Here is a 14,885-nt window from a genome sequence, read left to right as displayed (position 1 = left end):
CTTTCACTACTCCTGTTCGTGGTGAGCTCAGGCGCTCTTGTCGTAGAAGGTGTCGCCGGACTTGGCCATCTCGCGCAGCTTATCGGTGGGCGCGTAGAGCGGGCCGAGCTCCGCGGCCAGGCCATCGGCCAGCTCGACGAAGGCCGCCACGCCCATGGCGTCGATATAGCGCAGCGCGCCACCGCGGAACGGCGGGAAGCCGATGCCGTAGATCAGCGCCATGTCGGCCTCGGCCGGGGTGGCGACGATGTCGTCCTCCAGGCAGCGCACCGTCTCCAGGCACAGCGGCACCATCATGCGCGCGATGATCTCCTCGTCGCTGAACGCCTTGTCTTCCTTCACCACTTGCTTGACCAGGGCGTAGGCCGCGTCGTCGCTGACCTTCTTCGGCTTGCCCTTCTTGTCCTCTTCGTAGGCGTAGAAGCCCTTGTCGTTCTTCTGGCCCAGGCGCTCATTCTCGTACATCACCTGAATGGCGGTCTTGGCATCGCGAGCCATGCGATCCGGGAAGCCCTCGGCCATCACCTCGTTGGCGTGCACCGCGGTATCCATGCCGACCACGTCGAGCAGGTAGGCGGGGCCCATCGGCCAGCCGAACTTCTCCATCACCTTGTCGACGTGCTGGAAGTCGGCGCCCTGCTCGACCAGCATGCTGAAGCCGCCGAAATAGGGGAACAGCACGCGGTTGACCAGGAAGCCCGGGCAGTCGTTGACCACGATCGGCGTCTTGCCCATGGCACGGGCGTAGGCCACGGTGGCGGCCACGGCGGCGTCACTCGTCTTCTCGCCGCGGATCACCTCGACCAGCGGCATGCGATGCACCGGGTTGAAGAAGTGCATGCCGCAGAAGTTCTCGGGACGCTTGAGGTTCTCGGCCAGACGGTTGATCGAGATGGTCGAGGTGTTGGAGGTGAGGATCGCCTTGTCGTCCACCAGCCCCTCGACTTCGGTGAGCACCGCGTCCTTGACCTTGGGGTTCTCGACCACCGCCTCGACCACCAGGTCGACGTGGCCGAAATCGCCGTAGGAGAGTGTCGGGCGGATATTGGAGAGCTTCTCGGCCATCTGCTCGGAGGTCAGCTTGTTGCGCTCGACCTGCTTGCCGAACAGCTTGCGTGCCTCCTTGAGGCCCAGCTCGATGGCATCCTCCTTGATGTCCTTCATCAGGATCGGCGTGCCCTTGGAGGCGCTCTGGTAGGCGATGCCGCCGCCCATGATGCCGGCCCCCAGCACCGCGGTCTGCTTGACCGGCTGGGCCTGCTTTTCGTACTTGCCGGCCTTCTTCTTGACCACCTGATCGTTGAGGAACAGCCCCACCAGGTTGTAGCAGACATCGGTCAGCGCCAGCTTGGCGAAGGCCTTGGCCTCGATCGCCTGGGCGCGGCCGCGCTCCTCGCCGGCGCCCTTCTGGATCACCTTGATCGCCTCGATGGGCGCCGGATAGTGCGGCCCCGCCTTGCCGGCGACATAGCCCTTGGCGGTCTCGAAGACCATCATCTGCTCGATGGGGTTGAGCTTGAGCGGGCCGGTTTTCTCGTCGCGGCGCGCCTGGTAGTCGAGTTCGCCACGGTTTGCACGGGCCAGGATGTCCAGCGCCGCCGCTTGCAGCTGCTCGTTGGATACTACGGCATCCACCGCGCCTATCTTGAGCGCGGCATCGGCACGGTTCTCGGTGCCGCCGGCGATCCACTCGATGGCGTTGTCGGCACCCACGATACGCGGCAGGCGCACGCAGCCACCCCAGCCTGGCAGGATGCCCAGCTTGGTCTCGGGCAGGCCGATCTTGGCCTTGTCGCCCATCACCCGGAAGTCGGTGGTCAGGGTGACCTCACAGCCGCCGCCCAGCGCCAGGCCATTGATGGCGGTGACGGTGGGGAACGGCAGGTCCTCGATGGCGTTGAAGATGCCGTGCACCTGCTCGAGCATCTCGGCAATCTGGCCTTCGCCCTTGGCAAACATGCCGTGAAACTCGGTGATATCGGCACCGACGATGAAGACGTCCTTGGCGCTGGCAATGACCAGGCCCTTGATGTCGCTGGCGCCTTGCAGCGCCTGGACCGCCTCGCCCAGCTCCGTGACCACGGCGCTGGAGAGCTTGTTGATGGACTCGTCCTTCAGGTCGAAGGTCAGAGTGGCGATGTTATCGCCGTTGCTGGCCACCGTAATGGCATTGCCTTGGTAGATCATCCGCGAAACTCCACGATTTCATACGGCCGTTTGATTGCCAGACAGCTTGGTCCAGCTTGGCGCCGGCGTCAAGCCCGCGGCGGCCGCCCTCCACCAAAGTCGTGCCTGATGCGTCGGGTGTCGCCGTTTCTCGACTCCGTCTGTCATAGTGACGCTGCTAGCCTCTACGCTTTTCCCGGAGATTGCCAACGGCATGACCACACCCTGCGAAACGCCCGATCCCGGCACGTCAGCGCCACGCAATCCGGCCCGTGCGGCACGCCTGGCCCGTGTCCAACGCCGCGTAGAGCGGCTGATCGAGCGCGTTCGCCCCTATCTATGGATATGGCCGCCGATCGCCTTCTGCGCCGGCGTGGCGAGCTTCTTCCTGGTCGACCGCCAGCAGTGGCTGGGCGCCGCCCTGGCGCTGGGCATGCTGCTGGCCTGGCTACTGCTGCTCTCGGAGAGCGTGATCGGCCGCGCGCTGTCGCGGCGCGGCTATCCCACCCTGCCGCGCGGGGCGACCACCTTCATCGCCCAGTTGATCCACCAGGAGACACTGTTCTTCAGCCTGCCGTTCCTGCTTGCCACGACGGTCTGGGCCAGCGGCCAGGCGCTGTTCACGCTGCTGATCCTGGGACTGGCCTTACTCTCCATCCTCGATCCGCTTTATTTCAAGCTCGCCGAGCGCTATCGCTGGGTCTATTTCGCCTTTCATGCCCAGTGCGTATTCGTGGTGGTGCTGGTGACCCTGCCGCTCATGCTGCAGCTCACCACCAGCGAGAGCCTGTTCTATGCATTGGCACTGATGGTGATATTCAGCCTGCCCAGCCTGATGCATCTGGTGCAGCCCAAGCGGCTGCGCAGCTGGCTGGCGTTGTTCGGCCTGGCACTGCTGTTGGCCGGCGCCGGCTGGGCGGGGCGTGCCTGGGTTCCGCCGGTCAACCTGTGGCTGACCGGCAGCGCGCTGTCGCCGAGTCTCGACGTCGAGTCGCGGACTCCCCGCGGCAGCGTGGCATTGACCCGCAACGCGCTGTCCATCAGCGGCCTGTACGCCTATACCGCGATACGCGCGCCGCGCGGGCTGCAGGAGGAGATCTTTCATGAATGGCGCCATGACGGCGAACTGATCGACCGCATCCCGTTGACCATTCACGGCGGCCGCCAGCAGGGTTACCGCGCCTGGAGCCGCAAGCAGAACTTTCCCGTCGAGGCCGAGGGCCGCTGGCGAATCGATATCGTCACCGCGTCAGGCCAGCGTCTTGGCGTGCTGCGCTTCACGGTCAGCGACTCACCTGCAAGTGCAGACATGGCCGATGGGCAGATCACGTCGCCGCCGGGTATCCCGGGACTCGACCTCCGCCGACTGGTGCCCGGCGGGTAGTGGTCCAAGCAAAAGCGTATTAACGATGAAATGAATAAGCACAGAAGCGCATAAGGCTTGCATTGCAGGCGCGCGGTTCGGACAATTCATTGATTCGCCTGCGAACCGGCCTGACTATGTCCAATCTTTCTCTACACCAGAACATCGGCACCAAGTTGAATCGCGTGCCGCGCCTATGGCGCGCGATCATCGACAAGCGCTTGGCCCCGCTCGAGCTGACCCAGACTCGCTGGATCACGCTCTATCACCTATGGCGCCTTGGCGACGGCCAGCCGCAGTGCGACCTGGCGCGGGTGATCGGCGTCGAGGCGCCGTCGCTGGTGCGCACCCTCGACCAGCTCGCCGAGCAGGGGCTGGTCGAGCGCTGCCCCTGCGACCAGGATCGCCGCACCAAGCGCATCCACTTGACACCCGCTGCCATGCCGCTGCTGCAGCAGATCGATACGGTGGTGAAGGAAGCCCGCGAGGAGATGCTGGCAGGTCTCAGCGACGGCGACATCGCTCGCCTGGACGACTACCTGACCCGCATCGAGGAGAACGGCCTGGCGATCCAGACCCGCGAAAGCGACGATTGAACCACCGCTCGCGGCTCACTCCAGCCGTGGCGGATCACTACACCAGCGGCTTGAGGGTGCTCGGCCTGTCCGGCCGGCCCGCCAGGCTATCGCGCAGTGCGGCCATGTCGCCGAGATAGCTATCGAAGCGCTCGGGCCCCTGCGACTCATACCACCACAGCGTCACTCCGTGCACGTCCGACTCCAGCACCAGGGCATCCTGGGGCAGGCGCGTAAGCAGCGCCTCAAGCCGCTGGAACACCTCATCCGGCAGCGGGCGCAGCGGCTCGATTCGCCAGCGCCAGCCGTGACACACCGGCTTTAGCACGCCGCTGGAGGCGCTCTCGCGCACCGCCACGAAGCGCGGCCCAGGCTGCTCCTTGGGATACCCCCAGCGATAGCTGGGCATCTGCTTGCCGGCGGCGTGCAGCGGTGGCGCGGCCAGCTTGACCCTGACGCCGGCCTTACGGGCATGCTCGCGCAGCCGCGCCACCCGCTTCTGTCTGGGGCTCGGTTTGAGCCACATCACCGGCGATACGATCAGTGCCACGATAAACGCGATCAACAACCAGTTCATGCCTGCCGCCCATCCCCTGCAAAAGATGCTAAAACGTTGATATAGATCGTTGTGAGACGCCGCCAGCCGGCCTAGAGTGGGAGGCATGACAAGTCACTCTGCCACTTCAGAGCATTCCACCAACCTCGCCACGGGAGGTGCCCCATGAGCAACGAATATCGTCACGTGCTGGTCGCCGTCGACCTTACCAAGGATTCCCACAAGGTGCTCGAACGAGCGCTGCCCATCGCCGAGCGCAATGGCGCCAAGCTATCGATCATGCATACCCTGGAACCGCTGGGTTTCGCCTATGGCGGTGATATCCCCATGGACCTGACCAGCATTCAGGACCAGCTCGACGATCACGCCAAGCATCGCCTGGCCGAAATCGCCGACCCGCATAACGTGCCGGCCGAGAACCAGCACGTGGTGGTGGGCATGCCGGATACCGAGATCCATCGCTTCGCCGAGGAGCACAACGTCGACCTGATCGTGGTCGGCTCCCACGGTCGTCACGGCTTCGCGCTGCTGCTCGGCTCCACCTCCACCGGCGTGCTGCACGGCGCCAAGTGCGACGTGCTGGCCGTGCGCGTCGGCAAGGATGGCGAAACCGACGAGTGAACCAGCATGTCTCTCGACTCAGCGATTGGGGACGCTGAGAGTACGCGTAACGAGCGATGATAGGTTGATCGCCGCTTACTCCCCCGCCGCCATCGCCTCCAACTCCATCCACCGCTCCATGGCGGCATCCAGCTCATTCTGGGTTGCCGCCAACGCCTCCAGGGTGGCAGTGACATCGGCGGCCTCGCCCTGGTAGAAAGCCGGATCCCCCACCTTGGCCTCGAAGGCCGCCACGGCATCTTCCAGCCGCTCGATCTCGGCCGGAAGATTGTCCAGCTCACGCTGCAGCTTGTAGGAGAGCTTGACCGCCTTGCCGGAAGCAGGACTCGGCGACACGTCGGCGGCAGGCGCCTGAACCTCGCGCTTGGCCTCATGGCTACCCTTGGCAGCGTCGAAATCCCACGGCGCCGGCGGCAGCTTGCCGCCCTGGCGCACCCAGTCACTGTAGCCGCCGACGTATTCACGCACGATGCCGTTACCCTCGAAGGCCAGCACTCCGGTCACCACGTTGTCCATGAAGGTCCGGTCGTGGGAGACCAGCAGCAGGGTGCCGTCGAAGTCGAGCAGCAGCTCCTCGAGCAGCTCGAGGGTCTCGACGTCGAGGTCGTTGGTCGGCTCGTCGAGCACCAGCACGTTGGCCGGCTGTGTGAACAGCTTGGCCAGCAGCAGCCGGTTGGACTCGCCGCCGGACAGCGCCTTGACCGGCTGGCGAGCGCGCTCGGGGGTGAACAGGAAGTCCTGCAGATAGCTGATGACGTGCTTGTCCTTGCCGCCGACGCTGACCCGGTCGCTACCCTGGGCGACGTTGTCGTAGACGCTCTTGTTCGGCTCGAGCCCGGCGCGCAGCTGGTCGAAATAGGCGACCTTGATGTTGGTACCCATCTTGACCTCGCCCTGGCTGGGCGCAAGCTCACCGAGCAAGATCTTGAGCAGCGTGGTCTTGCCGGCGCCGTTGCGGCCGATCAGGCCGATGCGGTCGCCGCGCTGGATCTCCAGGCTGAGATCCTGGATCACCCAGTCGTCGCCGAAGTGCTGGCTGACGCCCTTGAGCTCGACCACCCGCTTGCCGCTGCGCTCGCCGCTGTCCACCGTCAGCGAGGCGTTGCCCTGGCGCTCGCGGCGCTGGCTGCGCTCGCGGCGCATCTGCTCCAGCGCCCGCACCCGGCCCTCGTTGCGGGTGCGTCGTGCCTTGATCCCCTGGCGAATCCACGACTCTTCCTGGGCCAGTTTCTTGTCGAACTCGGCGTTTTCGCGCGCTTCGATCTCCAGTTCGTGCTGCTTGCGTGCCTGGTACTCGGCATAGTTGCCGGGATAGCGCCCCAGGCGGCCGCGGTCGAGTTCGAGGATCGCCGTGGCCAAGCGTGACAGGAAGGTACGGTCGTGGGTAATGAACAGCACCGCACCGCCGAAGGCGAGGAGCTGCTCCTCGAGCCAGGCGATGGTGTCGAGGTCGAGATGGTTGGTGGGCTCGTCGAGCAGCAGCAGGTCGGGCTCGGCGACCAGCGCCCGGGCCAGCGCCACGCGCCGCCGCCAGCCGCCGGAGAGCGCCTCCATCGGGCTGTCGGCGGGTAGCCCCAGACGCGTCAGCACGGTATCGATGCGCTGATGGAAGGACCATCCGTCGATCGCCTCGAGCTGGGTCTGTAGCGTCGCCATGCGCTTCATGTCGGGATCCGGGTCCTCGACCAGGTGGTGATACTCGGCGAGCAGCCCACCCGCCTCAGGCAGGCCCTGGGCGACCACATCGAAGATCGTCTCGCCGGAAGCGTTCGGCAGATCCTGGGCCAGCACGCCGATCTTGAGCCCCGGCGCACGCCAGATGCTGCCGCCGTCGGCCTGGATCTCGCCGTTGATCAGCTTGAGCAGGGTCGACTTGCCGGTGCCGTTGCGGCCTACCAGCGCCAGTCGCTCGCCTTTCTCCAGGACCAGGTCGGCGCCGTCGAGCAGTACGTGGTTGCCATAGGCGAGTTGCAGCTGTTCCAGTCGTAGCAGGGTCACGCGTTTACCACCTCGTTTACATGCGCTAAGGGGGCTAGTGTAACGCATGCCCGCCTCGGCGTGGTCGCCACTACTGCCTTGCAGGTACAATGCGCCCTCGATTTACCAAGGGAGCCTGGCGTGTCCGAGCCAACCGACACCTTCGACGACGTTCTGCCCGAGGCGCTGCAGCGGGTCAGCCCCGCTCCGCTGGTGGATATCGGCGCCAACCTCACTCATGCGAGCTTCAGCCACGACCTCGACGCCGTGCTGCGGCGTGCCCGGGCGGCCAATGTGGGCGAGCTGATTCTCACCGGCACCGACCGCGAGCACGCCATACAGGCGGTCGAGCTGGCCCGTCGCCACCTTGGCCGCGCGCCCAGCCTGTACGCTACCGCCGGCGTGCACCCCCACGATGCCAGCCAGTGGGACAGCGCCCTGGAGGCCGACATGCGCGAGCTGCACCGTCAGCCCGAGGTGGTCGCGGTGGGCGAATGTGGCCTCGACTTCAACCGCAATTTCTCCACCCCCGCCGAACAGGAGCATGCCTTCGAGGCCCAGCTGGGCCTGGCCGTGGAGAGCGGCCTGCCGCTGTTCATCCACGAGCGCGATGCCGGCAGCCGCATGCTGGAGATCCTCAAGGCCTGGCGTGACGATATTTCTCAGGCAGTCGTACACTGCTTCACCGGCGAGCGCGCGACGCTCTATGGCTACCTGGACCTCGACCTGCATATCGGCCTGACCGGCTGGATCTGCGACGAGCGCCGCGGCCACCACCTGCGCGAGCTGGTCGGCGAGATTCCCGCCAACCGGCTGATGCTGGAAACCGACTGCCCCTACCTGCTGCCGCGCCATTTACCTGCCAAACTCAAGGGACGGCGCCACGAGCCTGCTCTGCTACCCTGGATTGCCGCCGAGATCGCTCACTGGCGCGGCGACGACGAGGCCAGCCTGGCCGCAGCCACCAGCAGTACGGCTCGACGTTTCTTTGGCCTTAACGCGCTCCACGAGGAGACCTGACATGGACGACTTTCCCGGCTTCATTGCCGTCGAGACCGGTGAGGATGGCGGCCTGCCGCTGGCCATTGCCTGGGCCCTGGCCGATGGACAGGTCAAGCACACCCTGATCCAGCCCGACGACGACTGGCTCAACGACGAGCTGATCTCGCTCGGCGACTACAGCCTCGAGGAGCTCGAAAACCTCGGCGTAAGCCCGCTGGACGTGATCCGCGAGCTGGAGAACGACCACTTCAGCGCCACCCTCTACACCGCCGGCGTCAGCGACGACGAAGCCGCGCTGTCGCGTCTGTTCGATGTCTTCGGCCTCGACCCCTTCGTCGAGCTGGCCCCCGCCGAGTCGCTGTATGTCGATCTCGGCCCCGGCGAGTGGGCGCGCGCGCGCAGCGAGCTATTCGGCGAGCTGGGCATGGAGCCGATGCGCCCCGAGCAGGAGGTGCAGGTAATGCTGGCACTGCATCAGCGTCTGGCGGAAGAGAGTTAAGGTAGGCGTGACGTCAGTCACGATTGGGGTTGGGTGGCTCCGGCATGGCAGCGCTGCGCGCTGCATCGCGACTGAAGTCGCTCCTACAAAGGAAGGTGGCGCCAAGGCCAATGTGGGAGTGACTTTAGTCACGATGGGGTTGCTCTACCCCGGCAGCGCTGCGCGCTGCATCGCGACTGAAGTCGCTCCTACACAGGGAGTGGCGCAGATGTGAGACCCAAATCGATGGCCGCCTCAAGCGAGTAGCCGTGGTGATAATAGGCCCTCAACGCAGCCACCAGCGCAGCCGCTCGTGACGGCAACCCCTCCTCGCGGTAGCGCGCGGCGCGCGCCTCGACACGGCGCTGGAAGGCATCACGGTCCACCTCCAGCTCGCCCAGGTTGTCGACGCTGACGTTGAAAGGGTGCCCACAGGCCTCGGCCAACAGCAGCTCCAGCGCCTGGGGCGCCACCTCGGCATTCTCGAAGGCTTGCTGCTGGTCGGCATCGCGGCCGTCTGGCAGGTACCAGTAGCCGTAATCCTCCAGCCGGCGACGCCGCGCCCCGGCAATGCACCAGTGGCTGATCTCATGCAGCGCACTGGCATAAAAACCGCGCGCAAAGATGACCCGATGGTAGTCGCAGCGCTCATCCGCCGGCAGATAGAGCGGCTCGTCGCCGCCACGCACCAGGCGAGTACGATAGTCGGGCATGAACAGCCCGTCGAACAGCGCAATGATATCGTCCAACCGGTGGGTCACGAGGGTCTCCGCTCGGTTATTCACGTTGCGCAGTATAAAGCTCCGGCAGGCGGGCGGAAATCCCTATGCCTTGCTAGACTATCAGGCCCGGACAAATCTGACCAAGCAGTCAGATCTCACGCCAGGGTGGTCGCAGGCCTGTCGACGGATCAGTCCCGAGCGGTGCTTGCCATCTGCGATAGCCCTGGGCCTTATTCGGGCACCGGGATCGGGTGCCCGGTACCTTAGAGAAGGAGTATTTCCCCTTGGTGCAGTCCCGCTCTTCGCTGCTGGCACGCTCGCGCACCGAAACCCGCCTGCTGATGCGCCTGGCGCTACCGATCTGCGGCGCCCAACTGGCCCAGGCCGGCATGGGCGTCACCGACGTGATGATGACCGGTCGCCTGAGCGCCGCCGACCTGGCGGCGGTATCGGTGGGATCAAGCCTGTGGTTGCCGCTGATGCTGTTCATGACCGGCACCCTGATGGGGCTGACGCCGATCGTCGCCCAACTGCTGGGCGGCGGTAACGTCGAGCGCATTCGCCCCAACGTCCATCAGGCGCTGTGGGTGGCCCTGGCCCTCGGCCTGGTGGCTGGGCTGCTGCTGTGGTTCACGGTGATGCCGATCTTCCGGCTGATGAACGTCCCCGAGAACGTCGCCGAGCTGTCTGCCGCCTACCTGTCGGCAGTCGCCTTCGGCATGCCCGGGGTGGCGCTATTCCAGGCGCTGCGGGCCTTCTCCGATGGCATGAACCATACCCGCCCTTCGCTGTGGATCAGCCTGGTTGGCCTGGCCGTCAACGTGCCCGCCAACTACCTGCTGATCTACGGCGGCGATGGCCTGGTGTCGCTGTTCGGCCCGAACCTGGCGGGGCCGCTTGCCGGCTTCCCGGCTCTCGGTGCCTTGGGCTGCGGCATCGCTACCGGGCTGTCGATGTGGGTGATGAGCCTGGCCATGCTGCTGTATACACGGCGTTCGCGGGCCTATGCGCCGGTCACGCTATGGCACTCTCCAACACCGCCGCGCCGTGCCATGATCGGCGAGCTACTCTACGTCGGAGTGCCGATCGGCGTGGCGATCTTCGTCGAGGTCACCCTGTTCACGCTGATCGCACTGTTCATCGCCAGCTTCGGCGAGGTGGTGGTGGCCGGCCACCAGGTGGCACTCAACTTCACCTCGATCCTGTTCATGCTACCACTCTCGCTGGGCATGGCACTGACGGTGCGGGTCGGCAATACCCTCGGCGCCGGCAAGCCAGAGCTGACCCGCTTCGTGGCCTGGAACGGTATCGTGGTGTGCGTACTGATCGCCGGTATCAATAACCTGATTCTGTGGTTCGCCTCGGAACCGGTGATCGCGCTTTACACTCACAATGTCGAGGTCCAGCAGTTGGCGCTGTCGCTGATCGTGCTGGCGATGATCTACCAGGTCTCCGATGCGCTACAGATCAACATGGCCGGCGCGCTGCGCGGCTACAAGGATACCCGCATCATCATGGCCATCACCCTGGTGTCATATTGGCTGGTGGGCCTGCTGGGTGGCCACTGGCTGGGTACCCGCGGCCTCGGCGCCTGGCTCGATCCGCTGGGAATCTACGGCTACTGGATCGGGTTGGTGCTGGGCCTCACGATGGCGGCAGTGCTACTGGGGCTGCGCCTGGATCGGATCAGCAAGGCGGTGAAAGATGGACGATGGCAGATTCCTCGCAGCTGACGCCCTGCCCCTTGCGCGACGAGGAGCACTCATCGCAGGGCTCGGCATCATGCTTGCCGGCTGCGGCAGCAGCGACGCCGACGACCTGCTCGGCGACTATCAGCAGCGGCTGGCAGAGGCCCTCGAGGTCGAGCCCCCCGAGCCGCAGCCGCCGGCCAATATCGGTGCCTTCCCCGACCAGGATCAACGTCTGTTCGACATCCCTGACCTGCGCGAGAGCCTGCTCAACGTCTACGCGCTGCGTGAGTGTCAGATCACCTCGCTGGTCGCCGAGCGCAACAATCAGCTGGGCCGGGTCGCCGTCCCCAGCCAGCGCTGGCTGTATGAGCTGGAACTATGGCGTCTGCTGCATGCCTGCTCGGGCTCGGAGGTGGCGGACAACCTCGCCGAGGCCGACCGCGAGCGCCTGATCCGCCTCACCGAGACCAAGACCGAGCATCTGCCCTGGGCCACCTGGAACGCCCTGTTTGGCTCCAGTGAATGGGTCGGCAACTTTTCGCGCGCCAGCCGCCCACTGCCAGTCACGCCAGAGATCGATATCGACGCCCACCTGGCGGCCCTCGACTATCTGCATGAGTCGGTCCAGCACCAGTTCGACCCCGACTGGCAGCCCAGTGGCTCGACGCTCGCCGACCACTTGCAGGTACTCAGCCGAGAACCGCTCACCGCCCGCGTGCTGCGCAGCCTGATGCTCACCAGTCAGCGCCTCGAGGAGAGCAATCGCCTGCTCGCCGATGCCCTCGAGAACCCGACAACCTGCCGCCAGCTCGACGACTTCCACGGCAGCGCGCTGCGCAGTGACGTCAGCGACTACCTGACTCGCTTGGATGACGTGGCGGAGCGCTGGTTGACGGCGGTCAACGCCCTGTTCGATATCCATCCCGTATCGCGCCCGGCCCTCGAACATTACCGCGAGGCATGGCTTGCAGACGTCGCCGCCAATGGTAACGATACGCCCCCCTGGCCGCGTTATACTCATGCACTGGCGACTCATCGAGCACTGCTCGAGCGCTGGTCGGCGCAGTGTGCGTTGACCCAGCAACGTCAGGAAGATGGCACGCGGGGTTAACTTTACGCACAGGACTGTGCTAATAGTGAATTCAGGCCGTTCCACTGCCGTTATAACGCGCTCAAGGAGGGTAATCATGGGAATCCCACTGTCCCCCCGTCCTGCCCAGGTCATCGACCTGGAGGTCATGCGACAACGGCTGCACGCCAAGCGTCGCCTGGTGCGCCTGGCGCCCGAACTGGATGGCCTCGAGATGCTCTATCATCTCGCCTCCGATCCGGACACGCTGTATGGCATGCCGCTGCTGGCCTGGGGCCTGCGAGACGATGGCGAGGTCGTAGGACTGGTACCGTGGATGGAGGCGCTGACGCCCTGCCATCAGCTGGACGACCCCGAATATGGGCACTTCGTCGGATTTCGCGATCCCGAAACCGAAGAGATTTTCACCCATCCACCCGAGCACAAGCAGTACGAGCTCGAGCATGCCGCGGCCTACTTCGACTACGAAGAAACCGATGCCTCGACGCTGATTCAGCAGCTGCCGGACACCCAGGGCACCCATGCGCTGTGCATGGATGAAGACGGCCAGCCGTGGCAGCTCAAGCAGGTATTCGGCTGGCGCCTCTATAGCGACGGTCAGGTCGAGGCGTTGCTGGTCGACGAGAACAAGGTCGAGTCGACCCCTGTGCTGCCCGGCGATGCCTGTCTATACCCCGGGCATAGCCGACATCGGATGGTGTATTTCTTTCAGCGCGTCATTGCCAATCGCATCAAGGACGAGGATCCCACGACCCTCGAGGCCTTGGCCCTGATGGTGGCACGCTAACCGGCGGCAGCGCCTGGTGCTGACGCTTAACCGAGCCGCACGTAATAGAGGAAATCGCCATCGCTCACTTCACGCTGAACCAGCAGCTCATGCCCCAGGAAGCTACAGAACTTGGGAATGTCGCGGGTCGTGGCGGGGTCGCTGGCAATTACCTTGAGGACCTGCCCAGCCTGCATATCACGCACGCGGTTATGCATCATCATGATCGGCTCGGGGCAATACAGGCCGGTGGTATCCAGTTCTACGTCGTGGCTGGGCAGGTCGTCGACTTGGTCGGCCATGGTCGTTCTCGTATCCTCTCGGGTAGATGAGTCAGCAGGTGAATGGAGCAGTTACATGATCAAGATCGTCATCGAGCGCCGTATCATGCCCGGCCTCGAAGAGGAGTACGAGCAAGCGGCCCGGGAGGCCATGCGCGCATCGGTCAGTGCGCGCGGCTTCATCGCTGGTGAAAGCCTCTGCGAACGCCATCATCCCGAGCGGCGCCTGCTGATCACCCAGTGGCGCGACCTCAGCGCCTGGAAAGACTGGTTGCATAGCAGTGAGCGTGAGCGCGTCATGCAGCGCGTTAAGCCGTTACTCGCCGACGAGGAGCATATCCGCGTCTACGAGCATCGCTGAGTGACTCAGTTCAGCAGCCGCACATGCACCGTGACCTCTTCCCGGTCATGATACAGCTGTCGGCAGCGAATCTCAGCTGTCACGTTGGCCTCCTCGAGTGAGGCCGCCAAACGCCCCAGGCAGCGCTGCACTTCCGCCCAGCGCTGCTTCATCGGCAGTTTGAGATTGAACACCGCTTCGCGACACCAGCGTCGCACCAGCCAGCGCTCGATCATCTCGGTCACCCTTACCGGCTTGTCGACGATGTCGCAGACCAGCCAGTCGAGACGGTTGGGCGGCTCCCACACGAACCCATCCTCGCGCAGATGATCGACCTGGCCGGTGGCCATCAGCCCCTTGTCCATCGGGCCGTTGTCGATGGCGTAGACGTACATGCCCTTGCGCACCAGCTGATAGGTCCAGCCACCCGGTGCCGCACCGAGGTCAGCCGCCTGCATGCTGTCATTGAGGCGCGCCTCCCATTCGTCGCGAGGCACGAAGACGTGCCATGCCTCCTCGAGCTTCAGTGTCGAACGGCTGGGCGCCTCTCGGGGGGAGCGCAAGCGCAGGATACCGCCGGGATGCTCACTGCGGTTGTTGGGAAAGCTCATCCCCAGCTGCACGCTATCGCCGGCCGTCCACCACAGGTGCAGGCGCCTGCCACCGGCCTTGCGACGCAGCGCCCCACGCTTCTTCAGCGCCGATTCAAGTGGCCGCGCCAATGCCTTGGCCAATCCGCTCAGCGCCTTGCCGTCATTGGTGTCCGGGGTCTCCTGCCACAGCGACTCGAAGTTCCAGCCGCTGGCCACGACCTGCTCGACGATCGGCGTCAGACGATCCTCACGCGCCATCCCCATGAGTGGAGGCAGCGCCACCAGGCTTTGACGAGCAAATACCAGCGAGGCCAGCGGTACATCGCGATGCAGGCCATTGACGGCCTCGTCACCGGCCACCACGAAGCACACATAGCCGCTATCCGCTTCGGCCTCGGCGTGGCCGTCCCAGCCCGCCTGCCCCGCCTTGTCCTGGATCTCGGCGCACAGATCCGACTCGAAGCCGGGACGACAGTAGAGCAACAAGTGCTGGGGAATCACGATCACCTCCTGTTGAAGGCAGGCAGTCTATCCGGCCGCCAGGCCCGCCTCAAGGAGGCTGACCCAAAAACAACGAAACCCCAGCCTCTTTCGAAGCTGGGGTTCTGGTAATAGCGAAGCCCCGATCTCTCTCGAGACTGGGGCGTCTGGATATGAAAAAACC

The 14,885-nt window shown here is 64.9% G+C and carries 15 protein-coding genes; 9 read left to right on the top strand and 6 right to left on the bottom strand.

The features are described from left to right. Positions 1-27 precede the first annotated feature (27 nt). Positions 28-2,187, bottom strand: coding sequence for a fatty acid oxidation complex subunit alpha FadB (fadB, locus tag QC821_RS15915; protein ID WP_309723641.1), 2,160 nt, complete (start codon positions 2,185-2,187; stop codon positions 28-30). Positions 2,188-2,380: 193 nt separating this feature from the next. Here fadB and QC821_RS15910 point away from each other — a divergent pair, with 193 nt between their 5' ends. Further along, the gene (locus QC821_RS15910; protein ID WP_309723640.1) at positions 2,381-3,550 is read left to right on the top strand and encodes a DUF5924 family protein; all 1,170 of its coding nucleotides are present in this window, start codon (positions 2,381-2,383) and stop codon (positions 3,548-3,550) included. A 116-nt stretch (positions 3,551-3,666) separates the two neighbouring features. Next, positions 3,667-4,125 (top strand): transcriptional regulator SlyA, encoded by a 459-nt coding sequence (slyA, locus tag QC821_RS15905; protein WP_309723638.1) that lies wholly within the window; start codon positions 3,667-3,669, stop codon positions 4,123-4,125. Positions 4,126-4,162: 37 nt separating this feature from the next. On the opposite strand, the gene QC821_RS15900 is transcribed toward slyA, so the two are convergent. Continuing rightward, the gene (locus QC821_RS15900; protein WP_309723636.1) at positions 4,163-4,681 is read right to left on the bottom strand and encodes a preprotein translocase subunit YajC; all 519 of its coding nucleotides are present in this window, start codon (positions 4,679-4,681) and stop codon (positions 4,163-4,165) included. Positions 4,682-4,825: 144 nt separating this feature from the next. On the opposite strand from QC821_RS15900, the gene QC821_RS15895 reads away from it, so the two are divergent. Then, positions 4,826-5,281 carry a universal stress protein gene (locus QC821_RS15895; RefSeq protein ID WP_309723635.1) on the top strand — a complete coding sequence of 152 codons (456 nt, stop codon included), beginning with the start codon at positions 4,826-4,828 and terminating at the stop codon, positions 5,279-5,281. A 75-nt stretch (positions 5,282-5,356) separates the two neighbouring features. Here the strand turns inward: QC821_RS15895 and QC821_RS15890 are convergent, their stop codons facing one another. Then, positions 5,357-7,279, bottom strand: coding sequence for an ATP-binding cassette domain-containing protein (locus QC821_RS15890; protein ID WP_309723633.1), 1,923 nt, complete (start codon positions 7,277-7,279; stop codon positions 5,357-5,359). 120 nt (positions 7,280-7,399) lie between these two features. On the opposite strand from QC821_RS15890, the gene QC821_RS15885 reads away from it, so the two are divergent. Both QC821_RS15885 and QC821_RS15880 read left to right on the top strand, forming a co-directional pair. Continuing rightward, a complete protein-coding gene (locus QC821_RS15885; RefSeq protein ID WP_309723631.1) occupies positions 7,400-8,278 on the top strand; it encodes a TatD family hydrolase in 879 nt (292 codons plus the stop codon). Between the two features lies 1 nt (position 8,279). Further along, on the top strand, positions 8,280-8,759 hold the full coding sequence (locus tag QC821_RS15880; RefSeq protein ID WP_309723629.1) for a hypothetical protein: 480 nt from the start codon (positions 8,280-8,282) through the stop codon (positions 8,757-8,759). Between the two features lie 188 nt (positions 8,760-8,947). On the opposite strand, the gene QC821_RS15875 is transcribed toward QC821_RS15880, so the two are convergent. Continuing rightward, positions 8,948-9,499, bottom strand: a complete 552-nt coding sequence (locus QC821_RS15875) for an elongation factor P hydroxylase (protein WP_309723627.1) — start codon at positions 9,497-9,499, stop codon at positions 8,948-8,950. A gap of 302 nt (positions 9,500-9,801) precedes the next feature. On the opposite strand from QC821_RS15875, the gene QC821_RS15870 reads away from it, so the two are divergent. The 3 genes from QC821_RS15870 to QC821_RS15860 all read left to right on the top strand — a co-directional run bounded on the left by QC821_RS15870 (position 9,802) and on the right by QC821_RS15860 (position 13,028). Next, positions 9,802-11,193 (top strand): MATE family efflux transporter, encoded by a 1,392-nt coding sequence (locus tag QC821_RS15870; RefSeq protein WP_309723833.1) that lies wholly within the window; start codon positions 9,802-9,804, stop codon positions 11,191-11,193. Continuing rightward, positions 11,165-12,262: a DUF3080 family protein gene (locus tag QC821_RS15865; protein ID WP_309723626.1), complete on the top strand. Its 1,098-nt coding sequence runs from the start codon at positions 11,165-11,167 to the stop codon at positions 12,260-12,262. The genes QC821_RS15870 and QC821_RS15865 overlap by 29 nt, the downstream gene beginning before the upstream one ends. A gap of 76 nt (positions 12,263-12,338) precedes the next feature. Then, a complete protein-coding gene (locus tag QC821_RS15860; protein ID WP_309723624.1) occupies positions 12,339-13,028 on the top strand; it encodes a hypothetical protein in 690 nt (229 codons plus the stop codon). A 26-nt stretch (positions 13,029-13,054) separates the two neighbouring features. On the opposite strand, the gene tusA is transcribed toward QC821_RS15860, so the two are convergent. Continuing rightward, entirely contained in the window at positions 13,055-13,309 is a 255-nt protein-coding gene (tusA, locus tag QC821_RS15855) for a sulfurtransferase TusA (protein WP_095623554.1), read from the bottom strand. A gap of 55 nt (positions 13,310-13,364) precedes the next feature. On the opposite strand from tusA, the gene QC821_RS15850 reads away from it, so the two are divergent. Then, the gene (locus tag QC821_RS15850; protein ID WP_076747345.1) at positions 13,365-13,649 is read left to right on the top strand and encodes an antibiotic biosynthesis monooxygenase family protein; all 285 of its coding nucleotides are present in this window, start codon (positions 13,365-13,367) and stop codon (positions 13,647-13,649) included. Positions 13,650-13,654: 5 nt separating this feature from the next. Here the strand turns inward: QC821_RS15850 and rlmM are convergent, their stop codons facing one another. Continuing rightward, the gene (gene rlmM / locus QC821_RS15845; RefSeq protein ID WP_422720122.1) at positions 13,655-14,728 is read right to left on the bottom strand and encodes a 23S rRNA (cytidine(2498)-2'-O)-methyltransferase RlmM; all 1,074 of its coding nucleotides are present in this window, start codon (positions 14,726-14,728) and stop codon (positions 13,655-13,657) included. Positions 14,729-14,885 lie beyond the last annotated feature (157 nt).

The organism is Franzmannia qiaohouensis (assembly GCF_031451695.1).
Classification (GTDB): Bacteria; Pseudomonadota; Gammaproteobacteria; order Pseudomonadales; family Halomonadaceae; genus Franzmannia; species Franzmannia qiaohouensis.
Note: the sequence above shows the minus strand (reverse complement) of the source record. Positions and strands in the feature narration are given on the sequence as shown.